Annotated in this window: 16 protein-coding genes; 3 read left to right on the forward strand and 13 right to left on the reverse strand. The window is 34.9% G+C overall.

Features of this window, described 5'->3' with window-relative positions; all coding sequences use genetic code 11:
* The first annotated feature begins 26 nt into the window (after positions 1 to 26).
* Positions 27 to 284, forward strand: coding sequence for a hypothetical protein (locus R8495_RS05675; protein ID WP_317636654.1), 258 nt, complete (start codon positions 27 to 29; stop codon positions 282 to 284).
* A gap of 236 nt (positions 285 to 520) precedes the next feature.
* On the opposite strand, the gene adhE is transcribed toward R8495_RS05675, so the two are convergent.
* The 11 genes from adhE to mscL all read right to left on the reverse strand — a co-directional run bounded on the left by adhE (position 521) and on the right by mscL (position 14,983).
* On the reverse strand, positions 521 to 3,208 hold the full coding sequence (adhE, locus tag R8495_RS05680; RefSeq protein WP_317636550.1) for a bifunctional acetaldehyde-CoA/alcohol dehydrogenase: 2,688 nt from the start codon (positions 3,206 to 3,208) through the stop codon (positions 521 to 523).
* A gap of 147 nt (positions 3,209 to 3,355) precedes the next feature.
* On the reverse strand, positions 3,356 to 3,829 hold the full coding sequence (rlmH, locus tag R8495_RS05685; protein WP_317636551.1) for a 23S rRNA (pseudouridine(1915)-N(3))-methyltransferase RlmH: 474 nt from the start codon (positions 3,827 to 3,829) through the stop codon (positions 3,356 to 3,358).
* Positions 3,830 to 3,870: 41 nt separating this feature from the next.
* Positions 3,871 to 5,196 (reverse strand): S1C family serine protease, encoded by a 1,326-nt coding sequence (locus R8495_RS05690; protein ID WP_317636552.1) that lies wholly within the window; start codon positions 5,194 to 5,196, stop codon positions 3,871 to 3,873.
* Positions 5,197 to 5,287: 91 nt separating this feature from the next.
* Positions 5,288 to 6,079 carry an MBL fold metallo-hydrolase gene (locus tag R8495_RS05695; RefSeq protein WP_317636553.1) on the reverse strand — a complete coding sequence of 264 codons (792 nt, stop codon included), beginning with the start codon at positions 6,077 to 6,079 and terminating at the stop codon, positions 5,288 to 5,290.
* 16 nt (positions 6,080 to 6,095) lie between these two features.
* The gene (locus R8495_RS05700; RefSeq protein ID WP_317636554.1) at positions 6,096 to 6,875 is read right to left on the reverse strand and encodes a two-component system regulatory protein YycI; all 780 of its coding nucleotides are present in this window, start codon (positions 6,873 to 6,875) and stop codon (positions 6,096 to 6,098) included.
* Positions 6,875 to 8,182 carry a YycH family regulatory protein gene (locus R8495_RS05705; RefSeq protein ID WP_317636555.1) on the reverse strand — a complete coding sequence of 436 codons (1,308 nt, stop codon included), beginning with the start codon at positions 8,180 to 8,182 and terminating at the stop codon, positions 6,875 to 6,877. Before R8495_RS05705 ends, R8495_RS05700 begins: the two co-directional genes overlap by 1 nt.
* The gene (walK, locus tag R8495_RS05710; protein ID WP_317636556.1) at positions 8,175 to 10,076 is read right to left on the reverse strand and encodes a cell wall metabolism sensor histidine kinase WalK; all 1,902 of its coding nucleotides are present in this window, start codon (positions 10,074 to 10,076) and stop codon (positions 8,175 to 8,177) included. Before walK ends, R8495_RS05705 begins: the two co-directional genes overlap by 8 nt.
* Positions 10,069 to 10,773 (reverse strand): response regulator YycF, encoded by a 705-nt coding sequence (gene yycF / locus R8495_RS05715; protein WP_317636557.1) that lies wholly within the window; start codon positions 10,771 to 10,773, stop codon positions 10,069 to 10,071. Before yycF ends, walK begins: the two co-directional genes overlap by 8 nt.
* Positions 10,774 to 10,882: 109 nt before the next feature.
* The gene (locus R8495_RS05720; RefSeq protein WP_317636558.1) at positions 10,883 to 12,652 is read right to left on the reverse strand and encodes an ABC transporter ATP-binding protein; all 1,770 of its coding nucleotides are present in this window, start codon (positions 12,650 to 12,652) and stop codon (positions 10,883 to 10,885) included.
* Between the two features lie 82 nt (positions 12,653 to 12,734).
* Positions 12,735 to 14,477: an ABC transporter ATP-binding protein gene (locus R8495_RS05725; protein WP_317636559.1), complete on the reverse strand. Its 1,743-nt coding sequence runs from the start codon at positions 14,475 to 14,477 to the stop codon at positions 12,735 to 12,737.
* A 140-nt stretch (positions 14,478 to 14,617) separates the two neighbouring features.
* The gene (mscL, locus tag R8495_RS05730; protein WP_317636560.1) at positions 14,618 to 14,983 is read right to left on the reverse strand and encodes a large-conductance mechanosensitive channel protein MscL; all 366 of its coding nucleotides are present in this window, start codon (positions 14,981 to 14,983) and stop codon (positions 14,618 to 14,620) included.
* Positions 14,984 to 15,114: 131 nt separating this feature from the next.
* Between mscL and R8495_RS05735 the strand changes: the two genes are divergently transcribed.
* Together R8495_RS05735 and R8495_RS05740 are read left to right on the forward strand one after the other, a co-directional pair.
* Positions 15,115 to 15,912, forward strand: coding sequence for a zinc ribbon domain-containing protein (locus R8495_RS05735; protein WP_317636561.1), 798 nt, complete (start codon positions 15,115 to 15,117; stop codon positions 15,910 to 15,912).
* Between the two features lie 108 nt (positions 15,913 to 16,020).
* Positions 16,021 to 16,596 carry a MarR family winged helix-turn-helix transcriptional regulator gene (locus tag R8495_RS05740; protein WP_317636562.1) on the forward strand — a complete coding sequence of 192 codons (576 nt, stop codon included), beginning with the start codon at positions 16,021 to 16,023 and terminating at the stop codon, positions 16,594 to 16,596.
* Between the two features lie 24 nt (positions 16,597 to 16,620).
* Here the strand turns inward: R8495_RS05740 and R8495_RS05745 are convergent, their stop codons facing one another.
* Both R8495_RS05745 and R8495_RS05750 read right to left on the reverse strand, forming a co-directional pair.
* The gene (locus R8495_RS05745) at positions 16,621 to 18,006 is read right to left on the reverse strand and encodes an MFS transporter (protein ID WP_317636563.1); all 1,386 of its coding nucleotides are present in this window, start codon (positions 18,004 to 18,006) and stop codon (positions 16,621 to 16,623) included.
* On the reverse strand, positions 18,006 to 18,425 hold the full coding sequence (locus R8495_RS05750) for a MarR family winged helix-turn-helix transcriptional regulator (RefSeq protein WP_317636564.1): 420 nt from the start codon (positions 18,423 to 18,425) through the stop codon (positions 18,006 to 18,008). The genes R8495_RS05745 and R8495_RS05750 overlap by 1 nt, the downstream gene beginning before the upstream one ends.
* Positions 18,426 to 18,504 lie beyond the last annotated feature (79 nt).

Below are 18,504 nucleotides of genomic sequence, written 5' to 3' on the forward strand. Positions count from 1 at the left end.
AAGAACAATTAAGTGCAACATTAGACATGATCAAAAGTTCTTTACCAGTCGGAGTCGCTCTGATTATACATTCAGATCAAAGGCGGCAGTATCAAAAAAGAATCCAAGCAATGGGACTAACTGCTAGTATGTCATGCAAGAAAAACTGCTATGATAATGCACCGATGGAAAGTTTCTTTAATCTCATGAAAAGAGAGAGGCTGAACCGCCAGCCGATCGCGGATCTCATTAAACAAAATGGCTTAACACCGATTGAGTATCGAGAGAGGAAGCTGGCAGCGTAGACTTTAGGAAAGACAGCAGCCAAATTAACCAAGTTGAAAATGATCTTTATAGGAAAAGGTCTTATTTAGTGTTTTCAAAAAAACAAATAATAAAAAAAGCAAAACCAAAAATTAATTGGTAATGCTTTATTTTACTTGAATAAAATGATTCACTTATTTAAACGTTTAATATTTTATAAACCGTCTAACTTTTTTGCTGCACTTCACTCTAGGGGTTTTCATGATTAACCATTTAATTAGAATTGATCAATTAATAGTTGTCTAATTTCTTCAAGTTTTGGCTGACGCGGATTAGCTGGCGTACACTGATCGTTGTAAACCAGATCGACTAATTTATCTAAAGCGTTATCAAAATCTTTTTTCTTCACTCCGTTACCACTCAGAGTAGTATCAACATCAACTGCTTCACAAAGTTTTTGAATTTCTTTGATTAATGAATCGACTAACTCAGCGTCGTTTTTACCTTTTAAACCAAGTGAACGAGCAATATCTGCGTAATCTTTTTGAGCCGTGTAGACCTCATAACGCGGAAATGGACTACGTTTAACATTACCTGTTACCGCGTTAAAGCGAATAACATGCTGCATTGCGATCGAAATTGCCAAACCATGAGGCAAACCAAACTCCCCACCTGTTTTATGTGCAAGTGAGTGATTAATTCCAAGAAATGCGTTACCAAAACTCATTCCAGCAAGAGTAGCTGCATAATGCATTTTAACTCGCGCTTCTTCCCCTTCTTTTGTTGGGTTCTGAGGATCATACTTATAAGAGGTTGCCAAGTTTTCAAAAATCAATTTAATTGCTTCCAACGCCCATGGCCGAGTAAATTCAGATGACATTACTGAAACATAACTTTCCAATGAATGCGACAAAGCATCGAGTCCAGACCACGCAACAGTTCTCTTTGGTACAGTCATAACTAATTCAGGATCAATAATTGCAATTTGAGGTGTTAATTCATAGTCAGCGAGCGGATATTTTACGTGAGTTTCATCATCAGTGATTACAGCAAAAGGCGTAACTTCTGAACCAGTTCCAGATGTTGTCGGAATCGCAACCATTTGACAGTGCTTAGGTTCATCAAATTTAACGATCCGTTTACGAATATCCATAAATTTTTGTTGTAATTCAGTAAACAGCTCTTTTAATCCCGCCATGTCATCTAAGATGCCTTCATGGTCAAAAGAATATTCATACATATAACGGGCAATTTTCGCAGCATCAAGAGCAGATCCACCACCCAAAGCAATGACTGTGTCAGGCTTAAATTGAGCCATTTGTTGCGCAATTTCAATTGCTTGCCCAAGAGTCGGATCAGGCTTAATTGTGCCATAAAGTGAAGTCTTAATTGGTTCCAGTCGTAATTCAAGTTGATCCATAACTTTTTCAACAAAACCAAACTGAACCATTCCTGGATCAGCAACAATAAACGCTCGCTTCATGTTGCTGATATCTTGTAAGTAGGTAATTGAATTTCTTTCATAATATATATCTTTAGGAATTCTTACCCATTGCGGTCGGTTACGACGACGAGCAACCGTTTTGATATTTAAGAGATCTGATGTTGATAGATTATGTGACAATGAATTTTTACCCCATGAACCAGTTCCTAATGTTAAGCTTGGACGCATTGCATCGTTATAGAAATCTCCAATTCCACCAATTGCATCTGGTTGATTGACTAAAATTCTAGCAGCTCCAATCTTATCTGCGTATTCTTTAACAAATGGATCAACCTGTGAACCGATTTGAATAGCTGCATTGTGCCCAGCCCCTTGATAATTTAGCAAACCTTGAACAATTTTAATTCCATCTTCCCGGTCCTTAGCTTTATAAACGGAAAGTAATGGAGTTAATTTTTCTGACGACAATTTTTCACCAATATTTTTTGAATCAAGTTCAAAAAGCATCACATCTTTATCTTTAGGAAGATTAACGCCTGATTGTTCAGCAATCCATTTTGCGGACATCCCTGCTACGGGCCCGTTAACATGATTCGTATCATTGAAAACAAAATCTTCAATCTTCTTATAATCTTTCTTTGGAACTACATAAGCCCCTAATTCTTCAAGCTTATCCATAAATTCTTTGTAGACTGAGGCCTCAACAATCACTGAATTTTCGGTTGCACAGATCATTCCATTATCAAATCGTTTAGAGATTAATAAATCTTCAGCTGCTCGTTGAATATTAGCGGTATGATCAACAAAAACGGCTCCATTTCCAGCGCCAACTCCCATCGAAGGATTACCTGAACTTAATGCTGAATAAACCATCGCTGGGCCACCAGTTGCAATAATCGAAGCAATTCCTGGATTTTTCATCAAAGCAGACGTGGCTTGAATACTTGGTTTTTCAACCCATAAAATAAAATCTTCAGGCGCACCAGCAGCAACTCCTGCTTCATAAATAATTTGTGCTGCATGTGAAGAACATTTCTGCGCTTGTGGGTGAAATGCAAAAATAACTGTATTTCTAGTTTTGGCTGCAATCAAAGATTTAAAAATGGTTGTTGAAGTTGGATTTGTAGTAGGAGTTACTGCGGCCAAAATCCCTAAAGGAGCTGCAATTTGAACTTGCCCCTTGACAGGATCTTCACTAACTACCCCGACGGTTTTATCGTTTTTAATTGCGTTGTAAATTGATTCTGAGGCAAAACGATTCTTTGTATCCTTGTCCTCTACTACGCCTCGTCCAGTCTCTTCGTATGCTTCATGAGCCAAGCTTAGTGAATTTTCACTAGCTGCTAAAGCCATCGCAGCAACAATTTTGTCAACTTGTTCTTGACTATAAGTTGCAAATATTGCTTCAGCTTTCTTACTTCGATCAACTAGTTTTTGGATCTGAGCTTGGGCCTCTTTTTCAAGTTTAGCTTTATCAGCTTCAGTTAAAACTTTTTTTGGAGCACGCTTAGTTGTATCCATTAATATTACCCCTCATTTTTTTTACTCAGTCATTATACTAGTTTTTAAAATGATTTACAATTTTAAAATGCAAAAAAGGTCAATATTTTAAAAGTTTTTTATGATTCTTTGCACTCGTTTCACGATTTTTTTTAAAATTTTAAAAAATTATTTGTGATACTGGCGGTGATTATTGATCATTAGTGCCCGATAAATTTGTTCACAAAGGACTAAACGGAACAATTGGTGAGGAAAAGTCATTTTTCCAAAAGAGATTGCCAGATCTCGTTGAAAATTGTCTGGTAATCCATAAGAACCACCAATGATGAAGTCAATAGTAGAAGAGGTTAATTCAATTTTGGAGATTTCTTTAGCGAATTCAATTGAGCTTAATTGTTTTCCTTGAATCATATTAGCAATCACGTATTCACCAGGTTTAATCTGTTCGTTAATTCTTAAGGCCTCCTGTTCAACGATTTTTTTAATTTGCTGTTCTCCCGGGGTCCCGTTAAACTTTTCTTCACTGACTGTAATTAATTCAGTTTTAGCGAAAATTTGCATTCTTTTTTGATACTCATCGATTCCTGCTTGAAAATATTTTTCCTTAATTTTTCCAACCGCAATAATTTTTATTTTTAACATTTGTGCTCCTACAAAAAAAAGGCAATTAGCCTTTTTTATTATTAGTTATTTTGCCCTTGCTTGGTGGTTATTTCTTGTTTAGCCGTTTCTGTTAGTTTGACCTTCAGATCCATCTTTTCACTACCACGGTAAACACTCAAAGTAATCGTGTCACCAATTTGATATTTGAATAATTGGGTTCGTAAATCAACAACAGTGTCAACTTTTTTACCGTCAATTTGATAAATAACATCGTATTGTTTAACCCCACCTTTAGCAGCCGGAGAATTATCAGTTAATGAAACAACTACAACTCCAGTTTTAACAGAAGATGGTAAGTGAAGGACTGAAGATTGTTGCGTTGATGAAACGTCTGAAAGATCAACAGGCGATACACCTAAAGCTGGTCTTGCAACTTTTCCATTCTTTTCTAATTGATTAACGATTTGAACAACTTCGCTACTAGGAATTGCAAAGCCCATCCCTTCAACAGAAGTGCTACTTGAACTACCAGATAATTTCATCGAAGTAATCCCAATAACCTGACCGCCGATATTAATTAAGGCGCCGCCTGAATTACCTGGATTGATAGCTGCATCTGTTTGGATAACTGTTGCTTGACCAGTTGTTTGACCAGTATCTTCATCACTAACATCGATTGTTCTGGATTTAGCTGAAACTATTCCTTGAGTTACGGAAGTTGCAAATTTACTCCCCATCGGTGAACCAATCGCAAGGACTTTTTGTCCAGGACTAATGGCATTGGAATCGCCAAATGACGCAACTGTTTTAACTTTTGCTGCATCAATCTGTAAAACAGCTAGATCGGTTACCGAATCAGTTCCAAGCAGTTTAGCATTAACTTTAGAACCATCACTAAGTAAAACTTCAAGCTTATCCGATCCGGCAACTACGTGATTATTAGTAACTACAAATGCTTGTCCATTGCTTTTTTGATAAATTACCCCAGAACCTTCACTAGATTCTTGTAAGCTGCCAGAATTATTACCGGACGAATTTCCCCTTTGACTACCGAAAATTCCGCCGAAAAGACTACTAGTTGGTTGTTGCTTTTGTAAATTTATGACAGAAACAACTGCATCTTTTACTTTGTTAAAGGCCTTTTCTGAATCAGAATTTTCTTTAACAACAACATTGCTAATTTTTGTTGGTTGGGTAGTAGCGCCAGTTGTTGTTTTGATGGTCTGGTTTTTATTATTCATCAAATGAACAACAGCCCCACCAATTCCACCACCTAACAAAGCTGCAATGACGACAACTAGAGTCAGCGTTTTAATCCCGACTCCTCCTTTGGATTTTTTTTGTTGCTTCGAGAATTCATTATTTTCAGAGTTCAAATTGTTATTGCTTTGATAATTATTATCCATCTTGAACTAGCTCCTTATTGATTTTCAAAATTAATCTTAGTTTGTATTTTTGAAATTATTATGAAATTTCTTAATAGTTTTACCGAAAAACTTAAACCTCTAACAAATCGGTTGGATTTTCTGGATCAGTATCTAAAATCTCAAAATCGTGATTAACCGCAAATCCGTCATCAATCAAGATATTTTCAACGGTAATACGGGCTAATGGTTTCATGTTGTTTTCCGGCGATAGGTGTCCTAGAAAAATTTTTTTAGTTTCTAGGCCAATTAGATCGGCCAGCGCTTCCCCACTTTCATCATTTGATAGATGTCCGCGATCGCTTAATATTCGTTGTTTTAATGGCCAGGGATAAAGTCCCATTCTAAGCATCTCCAAATCGTGATTGCTTTCAAATAGAAACATATCGGCGTTACGAATTTGATATTTTATTTTATCTGAAACATATCCTGTGTCAGTTAATATGGCAAATGATTTGTTATCACAATGGAATTGATAAAATTGAGGCAAAATTGCATCATGTGATACGCCAAAACTTTCAACATCAATATCGCCAATTGAAATCGTTTGTCCTGGTTCGAAATCAATCAATTGGTCGGCCGGAATTTCTCCCACTTTAGTTGCCATAACCTGCATAGTTTTAAGATTTGCATAGATTAATAAATTGGGATAACGTCTGGCAAGAACCCCCACTCCGCGAACATGATCACTGTGTTCGTGAGTGACAAATAGATGATTAACATCGTTCATTGACCTCCCTATTTTTCCAAGAGCATTTTGAATCTTCTTTGCCGAAAGACCTGCATCAACTAAAATCTTTTCTTTCTTACTTTCAATATATGTTGCATTACCTTTACTAGAACTTGCTAAAATACTAACAAACATTTTTTCCTTCAATCAATTAAAAACTCGCTTTCCAAAGAGCACCGGTAAAGGCATTTATCTTTTCAATTGTAATATTTTTGGTTCTTTTATTTTGTAGTGCGATGTACCATGTTGGAACATAAACTGAAACGTTATTTGCTTCAAGCATCCACGAATAAGCTAGCTGGCGCCACAAAATTCGAGTATTATTTGGAATTTCATTTAACGTATATAATTTTACAATTGCTTCTTCTTCCGACATAATTGTTTCAAATTCTTTAGATTCACTTAAACTATCGATGTGTGAAATTAAATAATCAGAAATAACATTTCCTTTAAGATCAAAAGACAGTTGCCCATTTAGATCATAAAACAGATTCTTTTGAAATTTCTGGACAAAAACAAAATGTTTATCTGAACTTAGATCTTTGCTATAAACGTAATCTTGCGCATGGTTTATTTCACTATTATTCTCGATAAACTTCTTTAAGTCCTCCACTGGATTCTTTTTAGAAATTGTAATAGGAGTTTTAAGAGTAACTTTTTTCTGCAAAAGATTTGTTGCAGCTGAATCTTTCTCGTTATTATTAGCACCTGTATGAGAATATGATAATAAGTAGCCTTTTTGTTTCCTGGTCGAAGAAACCTTTGGAACTGAAATGTTATCTTTACGCATTTCGTTAATGGCATCAGTGACTGTGGTCTCTTTCTCTGAATTTGACTGCACATTAACGGTTTGCTGATAGTTAAAGAAGAGGAAAATGTCTAAGAAAAAGAAAACAAATATAAAAAGGATTTCGATTCTTTTAAAGTTCATTAGCTGCCTCCTAAATTCTGATTAAGAATTGTTGCAGCCGCACGGTATGTTCCATTCAATTTAACAAAATATTGTGGTAATAAATCGACTACTTCAGTACTCTCACGATTTTTAACCATTGAATACCCAATTTGAATATCTTGAATATCTTTGGTTGCAATACCCTTACGGTTTAACTTTTCAATTAAGGTATCAGTTTCTTCAAGCATTCTACTGTTTTGTGACGTAGAAATTGGAACTTCTAAAGTTGAATTTGCAAAGTACAATGATTCAGACGTTTTGCCCCACGAAAGAGAAATATCTCCATTTTTTTGACTAAAAAATACTGGAAATCCATCAATATAACTACGAAAAACCACCCGATTATGTTCTGGATTTGAAAAATATCGAAAACTATTAAAAGGATTGCCAATAATCTGCATAACTCCTTTACTTAAATTTAATAGAGAAGTCAAATCATGAGGAACGTCTTTTTCTTCTAGATGGTAATCAACGAAATGAACGGTACCCGTTTTATTATCAATTGTTAGTGTTTTGGTCAATCCTTTTTTGTAAGTATTAGTCTTGCTATCAAAAGTTAGTCCGGCCGAACCATCGTTGGACATAAAGCTAGATACGTAGTAACTATCATCTAAGGTTTTAATCAAATACGTATAAGACTTTAATGGAACAGGACTTTGAAAAAGCGTGATAAAATTGTCATGAGATTTTCGCTCTTTAATTAAAATCCGATTTTTAGCATTTTTGGCAAGAGAAAAAATTTTGTCAGTCTCTAAATTAAGGCTTGAATAATAATATTTCCTCGTTTTGTCATTAGCAAAATAGATTTCACATTCAATTGGAGAAACTTCAGCAATAATAATCCGATTAGCGGGAAATTCTCCAATGTCTTTGTCAAATTTAAAGCCAAAGACCTGAGCTAAAATCTTGATACTTAAAGGAGATTGATAATAGAGTTGAACGCTATTGTTATTATCAATAATCGATTCGTAATGTTTATTGGTATCGACATTATAAGCTGATAATTTTTTTAAATTTAAATTCTTTAAGCGTCGTTTGACTTCAGCTGTAACTTCGTTTGTTCGGCCAGGGATTAAGTTTTTGTTGCTATCTTGATCAACGTAGAAAATTTTAATAGGAGTATAAAGATTTGTTAAATTACGTGAGTAGTCAACTTGTGTCATATTCTTACTTGAAATAACCGCATTTTTTCTTAATCCGCCATTGTTGGTCCAGATAATGAAGGACAAATAGAAACTAAGAAATATCAAAACGGTTAAGGAGATTCTAATAAAAATTTTATGCATTTTGATCCTCCCATTTGTGCCAATCGTAAGGCAGTGAGAAAGAAAAAGTTGAGCCAACGTTCTCTTTCGATTCCACCCAAATATGACCGCCTAAAGTCTCAATTACTTCCTTACTGATTGCAAGTCCGAGACCAGTTCCTCCATTCATTCTGGAACGAGCACGTTCAATACGATAAAAGCGATTAAAAATTTTACTTCGTTCCTTTTTAGAGATTCCTTGGCCTTGATCAGTAATTGCAAAAATTACGTTGTGATCAGTGGTTTTAATCTCAACTCTAATTTCTCCTCCTTCAGGTGAATACTTGATCGCATTGTTAATGATATTATCGATAACCTGCATTAAACGATCAGGATCGACTTCAAGCCAAATCGAACTTCGATCGTAACGACGAATGATTCGATATTTTTTCTTATTTAAGTCCTCAAAATCGCTAACAGCTTTACTGTTTTGGTGATCTCCCCCATCAGTTTTAATCATCATATCAAACCGGTCAAGAACAAAATTAGTAAATTCAATCAAATCAATATATTCTAAATTAAGCTTAAAAGTCCCACGATCTAAACGCGATAAATTTAATAGATCATTGATCATTCTAATCATCCGGTTAGTTTCATTTAAGGAGACATTGATAAATTTAGGAGCATAATTTTTGTCTTGCCAAGCACCATCGTCTAAGGCTTCAAGGTAACTCCTCATACTAGTTAGAGGAGTTCTTAATTCATGAGAAACGTTTGAAACAAATTCGCGCTGTTCGCGATCGTTTTTTTGTTGTTCTGTAATATCGTGGAGAACGCAGACTAAGCCAGTGATATAGCCATTTGCCGCTTTTAGAGTCGCAAAATCAACATTTAAAATCAATTCATCTTCTTGCCCGTGATTTTGATCAATTTTGATTCCATGAGGTTGCTCTAAAATTTCTCTAACTGAATACTGGTCATCAAGTTTTAAAACTTCAAGAATTGATTTGCCGACAATTTCCTCGCGCTCTAAATTAAGAAACTCTAAAGCACGTTCATTGATTATTGAAATTTTCCCAACCCGATCTGTGGCAATGACTCCGTCAGTCATATGAAACAAAACTGAATCAAGTCGATTTCTTTCCCGTTGACTTAAATCATGCGCTTCTCTAATTTGAAGAGAAAATTCATTAATGGATTGGGCTAGTTGGCCTAAATCATCAGAAGAATAAACTGGTACTAAACTTGAATAGTCACCTTTAGCCAATTTAATGGCCTGGTTTTTGACGTCATCAATTGGACGAGTCATCGTTCGACTGATAATAATCGCTAAAATTATTGCTAAGAAAACAGCAGCAACAGTTGCAGTATAGAAAATAATCATCATTCTCGAAACATTATTATAGACGCTTTCCATACTAGCTCTTACATAAACTACGCCAACTGTTGTATTTGCATTAGTTGAATTATTCGTTAATTTAATTGGCATTGCAAGAACATAGGTATTGCCATAACTACGATCAAAAACTTGTTTTCTTTGAGGTTGTCCGCTATAAAGTGCGTCTTTAATATCTGAATTAGTGGTTTTTTGACCAATTAGAGCCCGATTATTTATATTAGAATCACCCCTAATTGTTCCTTTTTTATCAACAACTTGCAAGGAAGTGACATCGTTTTCTTGAGAGTAATTTAAAACATTTTGAATATCACTATTTCCTTGAGTCACATTGGGGTTAATAATATCGTTTCCCAATTGATTTAATACATAGTTTGGAAAAATGTTATCAATCGTTGTCTGAAAATTTCTGACCCCTTGATTTTGACTAGTCCTCACAAAATAAGCCCCTATGATCTCGACTGTTACGAGCAGGAGCAAAATGAAAACTATCGCAATCTTAAAAGTAAGTGATCTAAAAAAATTAAAAATCTTACTCATTATTTGATGGATCATTTAAATAATAGCCAATTCCCCTTTTGGTAATTAAAAATGTTGGATTACTTGGTGAATCTTCAACTTTTTCCCGTAATCTTCTAATTGTTACATCAACTGTCCGACCATCACCAAAATAATCATAATCCCAAATTTTCTGGAGCAAATGTTCTCTGGTCATCACTTGACCAACATGACGAGCTAGATACACTAACAATTCATACTCCCGGTTTGTCAGTTCAATTGTCTTATCATTCTTTTTCACCGTATAGGCATCGGTGTCAATTTCTAAATCAGAAATCTTTAGTTTAGAACTTTTATTAGTTGCTGCAGGTGCGATATCACTCCGTCGTAAGTTGGCTTTTACTCTTGCAACTAACTCACGGTTTGAAAAAGGCTTTGTAACATAGTCATCAGCTCCTAATTCCAGTCCAATGATTTTATCAATTTCATCATCTTTGGCGGAAATAATAATAATCGGTGTATTACTTGATTTTCTGATTTGGCGAGATACTTCTAGTCCGTCAATTTTTGGGAGCATTAAGTCAAGCAAAATTAAATCAGGATTTTCCGATTTAAATTTGGCAAGTGCCTCTTCCCCATCAAATGCTGTGACAACATCAAACCCCTCCTTATTCAAATTAAATTTAATAATGTCAGTGATTGGTTTTTCATCGTCCACAACAAGAATTTTTTTTGCCATGAATACCTCCTAAAGCTAAAAGGAAAAATGCATTTCCTAATTGATCTAATTATAACATATGTGAGGCATCAACGATTAAAGATTGAAGAGTTCAACTTTTTAAAAATGGTTACTCTAATTCTACTTTACCCGTGAACAATTGATAGTACATCCCATGCTTTTCTAGTAAATCTTCGTGATTACCTCGTTCAATAATTCTTCCATGGTCCATCACTAAAATAACGTCCGCATTTTGAATCGTAGAAAGACGATGAGCGATTACAAAAACAGTACGTCCTTTCATCAATCGATCCATTCCTTGTTGAACAATACGTTCAGTACGAGTATCAATACTTGATGTCGCTTCATCCAAAATCATGACAGGAGGATCAGCAACGGCAGCTCGTGCAATTGCTAAAAGCTGGCGCTGACCCTGCGACAATCCTTCACCGTTATTTAGTAGTAAAGTCTCATATTTTTTTGGAAGATGATCTATAAACAGATCGGCATTAGCTAATTTTGCAGCGCTAAGAATTTCATCTTTAGTAGCATCTAACTTACCAAAACGAATATTGTCTTCAATCGTACCAGTAAAAAGATTTGTGTCCTGCAAAACGATGCCCAAGGAGTGCCTTAGAGAATTTTTTTCAATTTTTGTCAGATTAATCCCATCATATGTAATCTGTCCTTCTTGAATCTCGTAAAAACGATTCAGCAAATTAGTAATAGTGGTTTTGCCAGCACCTGTTGCTCCAACTAAAGCTATTTTTTGACCAGGTTTCGCATGGATGTTAATATCGTGAAGAACTATATTGCTCGAAACGTAACCGAATGATACGTGATCGAAAACTATATCACCTGTCAGCTTAGAATATGTAATACTGCCGTCATGGTGAGGAATTTTCCAAGACCATGATTCAGAATTGTCAGCCGTTTTTTCCGATTTAACTAAAGTTACTGTACCATCATCACTTTCAGTTTTTTGATCCATTAGGTTAAAAATTCGCTCAGCCCCTGCTAACGCCATTACAATGAAATTGATTTGTTGAGCAAACTGAGAAACTGGTTGTTCAAGTGAACGGCTTAGCTGTAAAAATGCTGCAAGCATTCCAACAGTAAATGTAGAGATTCCATACAAACTAAACATTCCTCCAATTACTGCCAACAAAACATATTGCATATTAAGTAAATTGAACATGACTGGCATTAAAGTATTTGCAATAACATTAGCTTGAGTTGAACTTTCTTGCAGTCGATCGTTAATTTCATCAAAATTTTCGATAGCGGCATTCTCATGGTTAAATACTTTAACCACTTTTTGACCATGAATCATCTCTTCAATGAACCCGTTTTCTTCGCCCAAATCTTTTTGCTGTTCAGTAAAATATTTTCCGCTTTTACTGGTTAAAGATTTAGTGATGAAAAACATAATTGTAAGTGTAAAAACCACAAAAAGTGTTAATGCAGGGCTGATGCTAATCATTGCAATAAAAATGGAAATAAACATAATTGCAGATAAACCAAGGTTCGGAATACTTTGGGAAATCATTTGGCGCAAGGTATCTGTATCGTTAGTAAAGTGGCTCATAATGTCACCGTGTGAGTTCTGATCAAAATAACTTACAGGAAGATTTTCTAAGTTCTTAAACATTTGGTTTCGAATTTTTTGTTGCGTTCCCTCACTTATTTTAACCATCAAAAGGTTAAAACCCAAGCTGGCGAAAATTCCTGCCAAATAAACAAAACCCATTGTCGTAATTGCTTTTAATAAGCCAGAAAAATTGGGATTATTTTGCTTTAAAAGTGGCGTAATGTATTGGTCAATGACCGTCTGAAGAAAAAGTGCTCCTGATACGTTAGCGTACGCGCTAATTATGATCAAAACAAAGACAATAGTCATCCTAAGTTTGTTTTTCTCCAAGAGATATCCGATTAATCGCCCAAATGTTTTCAGAGGATGATGGGGGCGATTAATAATTTTTTTACTTGCCTGCACTTTGACCAAATCCTTTCTGCTGAGATTGATAAATTTCTTGATAAATTCGATTAGTTTTTAACAGTTCGTCACTTGTCCCGATTTGATTGATTTCACCGTCATCTAAGACAACGATCCGATCAGCATCTTCAATTGATGAAATCCGTTGAGAAATAATAAAAGTTGTAGTTCCAGGAATTGTTTCACGTAAACCTTTTTTGATTTCTCGATCAGTTTTCGTATCAACGGCGCTGGTTGAATCATCTAAAATTAAAATTTTAGGTTTCTTAAGTAATGCTCTAGCTATAGTTAACCTTTGTTTTTGTCCGCCCGAAACATTTGTTCCGCCCTGAGAAATCATCGTATCGTATTTTTCAGGAAATTCTTGGACAAATCCATCTGCTTGAGCAATTTTTGCTGCAGAAATTACTTCATCATCTGTAGCTTGAGAGTTACCCCATTTTAAATTTTCTTTAATAGTCCCATGAAAAAGTACATTATTTTGAAGTACCATGCCAACTTGATCACGCAATGCTACTAAATCATAATTTTTCACGTTCAGACCGCCCACTTTAATTTCACCATCGGTTACATCGTAAAGTCGCGCAATTAGTTGAACCAAAGTTGACTTAGCACTTCCTGTTCCTCCTAAGATTCCAATCAACTCTCCTGGTTGAACTTTGAGATTAATATTTTTTAAAACAAGATTGTTCATTTCATTTTGATAACTAAAACTCACATCTTTAAATTCAACACTGCTGTTTGGGATTTTTGTCACGGGGTTTGCTGGATTTTTTATATCGCTTTGTTCAGATAACACTTCAACAACACGCTCAACAGAAGGTCGAGACATCAAAATCATGACAAAAATCATTGACATCATATTTAAATTGATTAAAATTTCCATCGTATAACTGAACATGCTTAAAAGCTGCCCCTCAGTAAATCCTTTTCCATCAACGATAAATTGCGCACCGAACCAAGAGATTAAAAGCATACAGGTATAAACAGCCACTTGTAGAATTGGCATATTAAAAGCCACAATTTGTTCAGCTTTCATAAAAGTTTGATAGATTTTTTTTGAAACTTCATTGAATTTTTCTTCCTGTTCATCTTCTCTTACATATGATTTAACTGCTCTTATGCCTTGTAGATTTTCTGAAACAACGTTATTTAATTTGTCATAAATCCGAAAAACAACATTAAACAAAGGATGAGCAAAATGAATGACAATTCCCATCCCAATCACCAAAAACGGAATAACCCACAAATAAATTTGTGCTAATTGTGGATTAATAAAAAAAGTCACAATTAAAGCAAAAATAATCATTAAGGGACTTCTAACAATAATTCTAATCCCCATCTGATAAGCATTTTGGATATTGGTAACGTCGGTTGTCATCCGGGTGACTAAACTTGAAGGAGAAAAACGATCAATATTAGAAAATGAGAACGTTTGAATTCGCGCAAAAATATTGTGCCTCAGATTACGAGCAAATCCGACCGCAACTTCAGCACTTGTTCGAACAGACTTAACTCCAAAATAAAAAGACAAAGCCGCACACACAACTAACGCAAGACCATTTGTTAAAAGAGCTTGACGATTTCCTTTGTTGATCCCCTGATCAATTAGTATTGCCATAATCATCGGAGTAATAACATCCATCGCTGCTTCTCCTGTAACATAAATAGGGATGATAATGCTATCTTTTTTATATTCTCCCAGATTAGTCAACAACTTTTTTATCATTTATATCCTCTTCTTTATTTATTTCCATAAAAAAAACCAACACCACTTATGCTAATGAACAAGTGCCATCAACATAAAGCATTGATTCTTAAAAATCAAGCAGGTTCAAATACATCTATATATAGTATACTAGATTCCTATTATTTTGCATCATCTTTGGCTAAAAGATCTCTAATTTCTGTTAAAAGTTCTTCTTCTGTACTAGGTGTAGCGGGTTTTGGTGGAAAAACTTTCCGCATTGCTTTTAAAAGAAGGAAAACCACAAAAGCAATAATCAAAAAATTAATCACGTCATTTAAGAAATCCCCATACTTATAAGTAGCACCAAAAATTGTCAGTTGTAGTCGACCTAAATCAGTTTTCCCCACAAACATTGAAAGCAAGGGATTAATCAAATTTTTAGTCAATGAGCTGACCAAATTGGTCATGGCTCCACCAATAATTACTCCGACAGCTAAATCGAAAATATTTCCTCTGGCAATAAAATTTTTGAATTCTTTTAACATTTTCTCTCCTCCATCCTTTTATAGTTATTTTACTATTTTTCTAAATTAGGGGCAAATATCTAATTTTTTTCAAATCTGTCACCGTATTTCCATTTATTAAGCTATAATATTTGCAAATGTGAGGTAGTTAAATGAAAAAAAATAAAATTTACACTAATTCTCGTTGCGAGCCACATCATTTGACAAGGACTAAAAATACTAAACACCATTTGTCTCTAGCGTTTTATTTACCATTAATTGCGATTTCTGTTTTAATTTTAGCGACTGGTTGCCTTTATGTCTATGGGAAGTTTTATTATAGTCGCGACTCTCAGCTTAAAGAAATGGCCAAGCAAATTACCAGTAAAAATCCTGAAGAAATCGCGCAAGTTGCAGTTGATAGTAACAAGCGTCCTTTGCCCGTTGAAGAATTAAAACCTTTAAGTGAACTTTATCTCAGTTCAGATAAAGAGCGTCTTGTCATGAAAGAAAAAGTAGAGCACGCGACCAATTCAGGTAATGTCCAAGTAATAGAAGTTGGCAAAATTCTGGGACTTTATCCGCGTTACCGAGTTTTATTAAAACCTATCCCTATGACGGTAAAAACAAATTTAAAAAATGTCACCGTTTTTGTTAATGGAGACACGATTGAATATTTTGGAAATCAAGGAAAAATCGTTCAAAACCGTTTACCTGGAAAATATACGATCAATTGTGTTGGATTAGCTGGTGGAACTAAACAGAAACTATCAAAAACTCTCTTGCTCTCCCCCGTCCCAGAAAAGAATTTAATTTCTTTTAATGTCACCACCAAGCCCAAAAATCCACTCAAGAATCGCAATCTCGTCGATCTTGAACCGAGTGAAAATATTAAGGATGAAAAAGAACCAGCGCATGAATCCAATAGTCTGATTGAACAGGTAAAAGAATGGTTTAAAAATCCAATTTAAATGCTCAGTCAAATAAAAAATTCAATTATAAATAGCTTGACAATTAAAACAGGTACCTGTATAACTTAATATATAAGGTACCTGTTTTATTTTGAGAGGAAGTAAGAAATGGAAAACAGAGATATTCAACATAAACTAATGCATCTTCAAATGTTACTAAAAAAATGGCATATGAAAAATCGTGTAGATCACGGACCTTTTGCAGATCCTATGTTTGGTCAAGGGAGAGTTTTAGCACTTTTAAAAATGCAAGAATCAATCTCAACTAGGGATCTCTCTTTTCTTCTAAATATTCGTATGCAGTCTTTAAATGAATTACTTAACAAACTTGAAAAATCTGGCTACGTTGAGAAATCTCTATCTGAAGAGGATAAAAGAGTTACAATAATTCATTTAACTAATAAAGGCCGGGACGCGGCAGAAAAAAGTCCGGAAATCGATAGTCCTTTCGATACATTGAATCCAGAGGAATTGAGCCAATTTGGCGAATATCTTGATCGAATTATTGATGAGCTAGAAGAAAAGGTTGGAAGTGATGAAGACGAACGCCTTCGACGGGAATGGATGGAAAAAGCTCGCAAAAGAATGAGCGAGCCAATGTTTGAACAAATGTCTAAAATGCATCATTATGGTCAACATAATTTCGTTCATCGACCTAACTGTAGGTTTTATATTAATAACTAAAAAAGGACTAAAGTCCTTTTTTAGTTATTTTTTCTGATTCACAACCACTCGGCTGAGAATAATTAATGCCAAGAGCCCTAATACCAATAAAACGATAAACGCATTATGTGCTCCATTAGCAGTTGAAACTGCTATATTTACCCCTTTTTGGTTCTGACTTTGAGCGATAATCGCGGCTACAATTGAAGTACCGCTTGCTCCAGCAAACTGCTGTAAAGTAGTTAAAATTGCGTTACCATCGGCTTGCTCATCTAAAGTTAGATTTTGCAATCCGCTGGTCATGATATTTCCGAATGCAAAACCGATCCCTGACATGTAAATAAAATAGATGATCAGGGTCCAAGTTAAATTCAAATTTCGACTAAAAATTGTAAATAAAATTAACGCGATAACTGAAATTGATGCACCAAATAAGATTGGCTTTCGCGCACCTAACCGATCTAAAATTTGGCCGCTAATTGGAGCTAAAACTGCTCCCATTGCCGCACCGGGCAAAACGATTAAACCCGCTACCGTTGCGCTTTGATGATTAACTAATTGAATATAATTAGGCAAAATAAAAGAAATTCCTAAACTACATAGCTGAATGAAAAAGAAACTGATAACGTGTCCAGCGTAGCGTTTATTTTTCAAAACATCCAGATTAATAATGGGAGTCGCTACTTTATTTCGATAAATTAAAAGTACTAACCCTAAAATCCCCACAATCCAAGAGCCGCCGACTTCAAGACTAAAAATACTCATACTGCCTAAATTACTAAAACCGAGAATTAAACCTCCGAAAAGCAAAATAATACTTATAATTCCCAAAATATCAACGGGAGTTTTTTTAATTTTGCTCACTTGCGTAATTGAATAACTACCCATGATTAAAGAAATGATCAAAATTGGTAGCAGTAAAACGAAAATAAATCTCCAACCTAAACCATTCACGATTAAGCCGCCGTAAGTTGGTCCAATCGCTGGTGCAATAGCAGTAATTAAAGAACCAATTCCCATCATTAAGCCAATTTTATTTGATGGTACTTGCTCCAAAATAATATTAAACATTAACGGTAGTGCCAACCCAGTCCCAATTCCTTGAATCATTCGGCCAATCAATAGTAAAGTAAAATCTTTAGCAACAGCATCAATAACTACTCCAAACATAAATAAAAGGTTGGCAGAAAGAAAAATTCCTTTTGTTGAAAAGTTTTTCTTTAAAATTGCTGATAACGGGACCACCATGGCAATAACCAAAAGACAACCTGTTGTCATCCATTGCACTGTTTGGGTATCAACTTTAAAATCTTTCATCAAAGTTGGAAAAGTAATATTCATTGCAGTCTCAACTAACACGCCACAAAATGACATGATTCCCGCAGCTACAATTGACATTATGACTTTCTTATTTAATTTTTTCTCTTGCATTAGTATTTATAATCCCCCATATAGTAATGTAAAATTTTTTCGAATATATCGATTTCATTTTTTGAAAATTTTTTCTGTAATAACTCTTGTTGATTATTCATATAATCACTGACTATTTCTACCAAATGCTCCCCTTTAGCTGTTAAAATAACTGCCTTTTGGCGGGCATCATGGCTGGCTGTTGTGCGTTTCACTAGTTCCTTTTTTTCCATTCGCTGTAAAATCAAAGTCGCTGTCGAACGTCTAATATTGAATTCTTCTTCTAAATCTCGTTGCAAAATTTCGGTTTTATTTCGAGCTAAATGATCAATTATTGACATTTGTGTTGCTGTTAAATCATACTTGCTAGCAAATTGGTCAAAATTTTTTGTTAGTTGGCGCCCTGCTATTTTCAGTAATCTTCCGGTATCATGAACCACCAAATTCACCTCCAAAAAATCGTTAGTTAACTAACGATACTTAAAGTATGATAGTTGTTTTCTGAAAAATGTCAAGATT

The organism is Xylocopilactobacillus apicola (assembly GCF_033095985.1).
GTDB classification, from domain to species: domain Bacteria; phylum Bacillota; class Bacilli; order Lactobacillales; family Lactobacillaceae; genus Xylocopilactobacillus; species Xylocopilactobacillus apicola.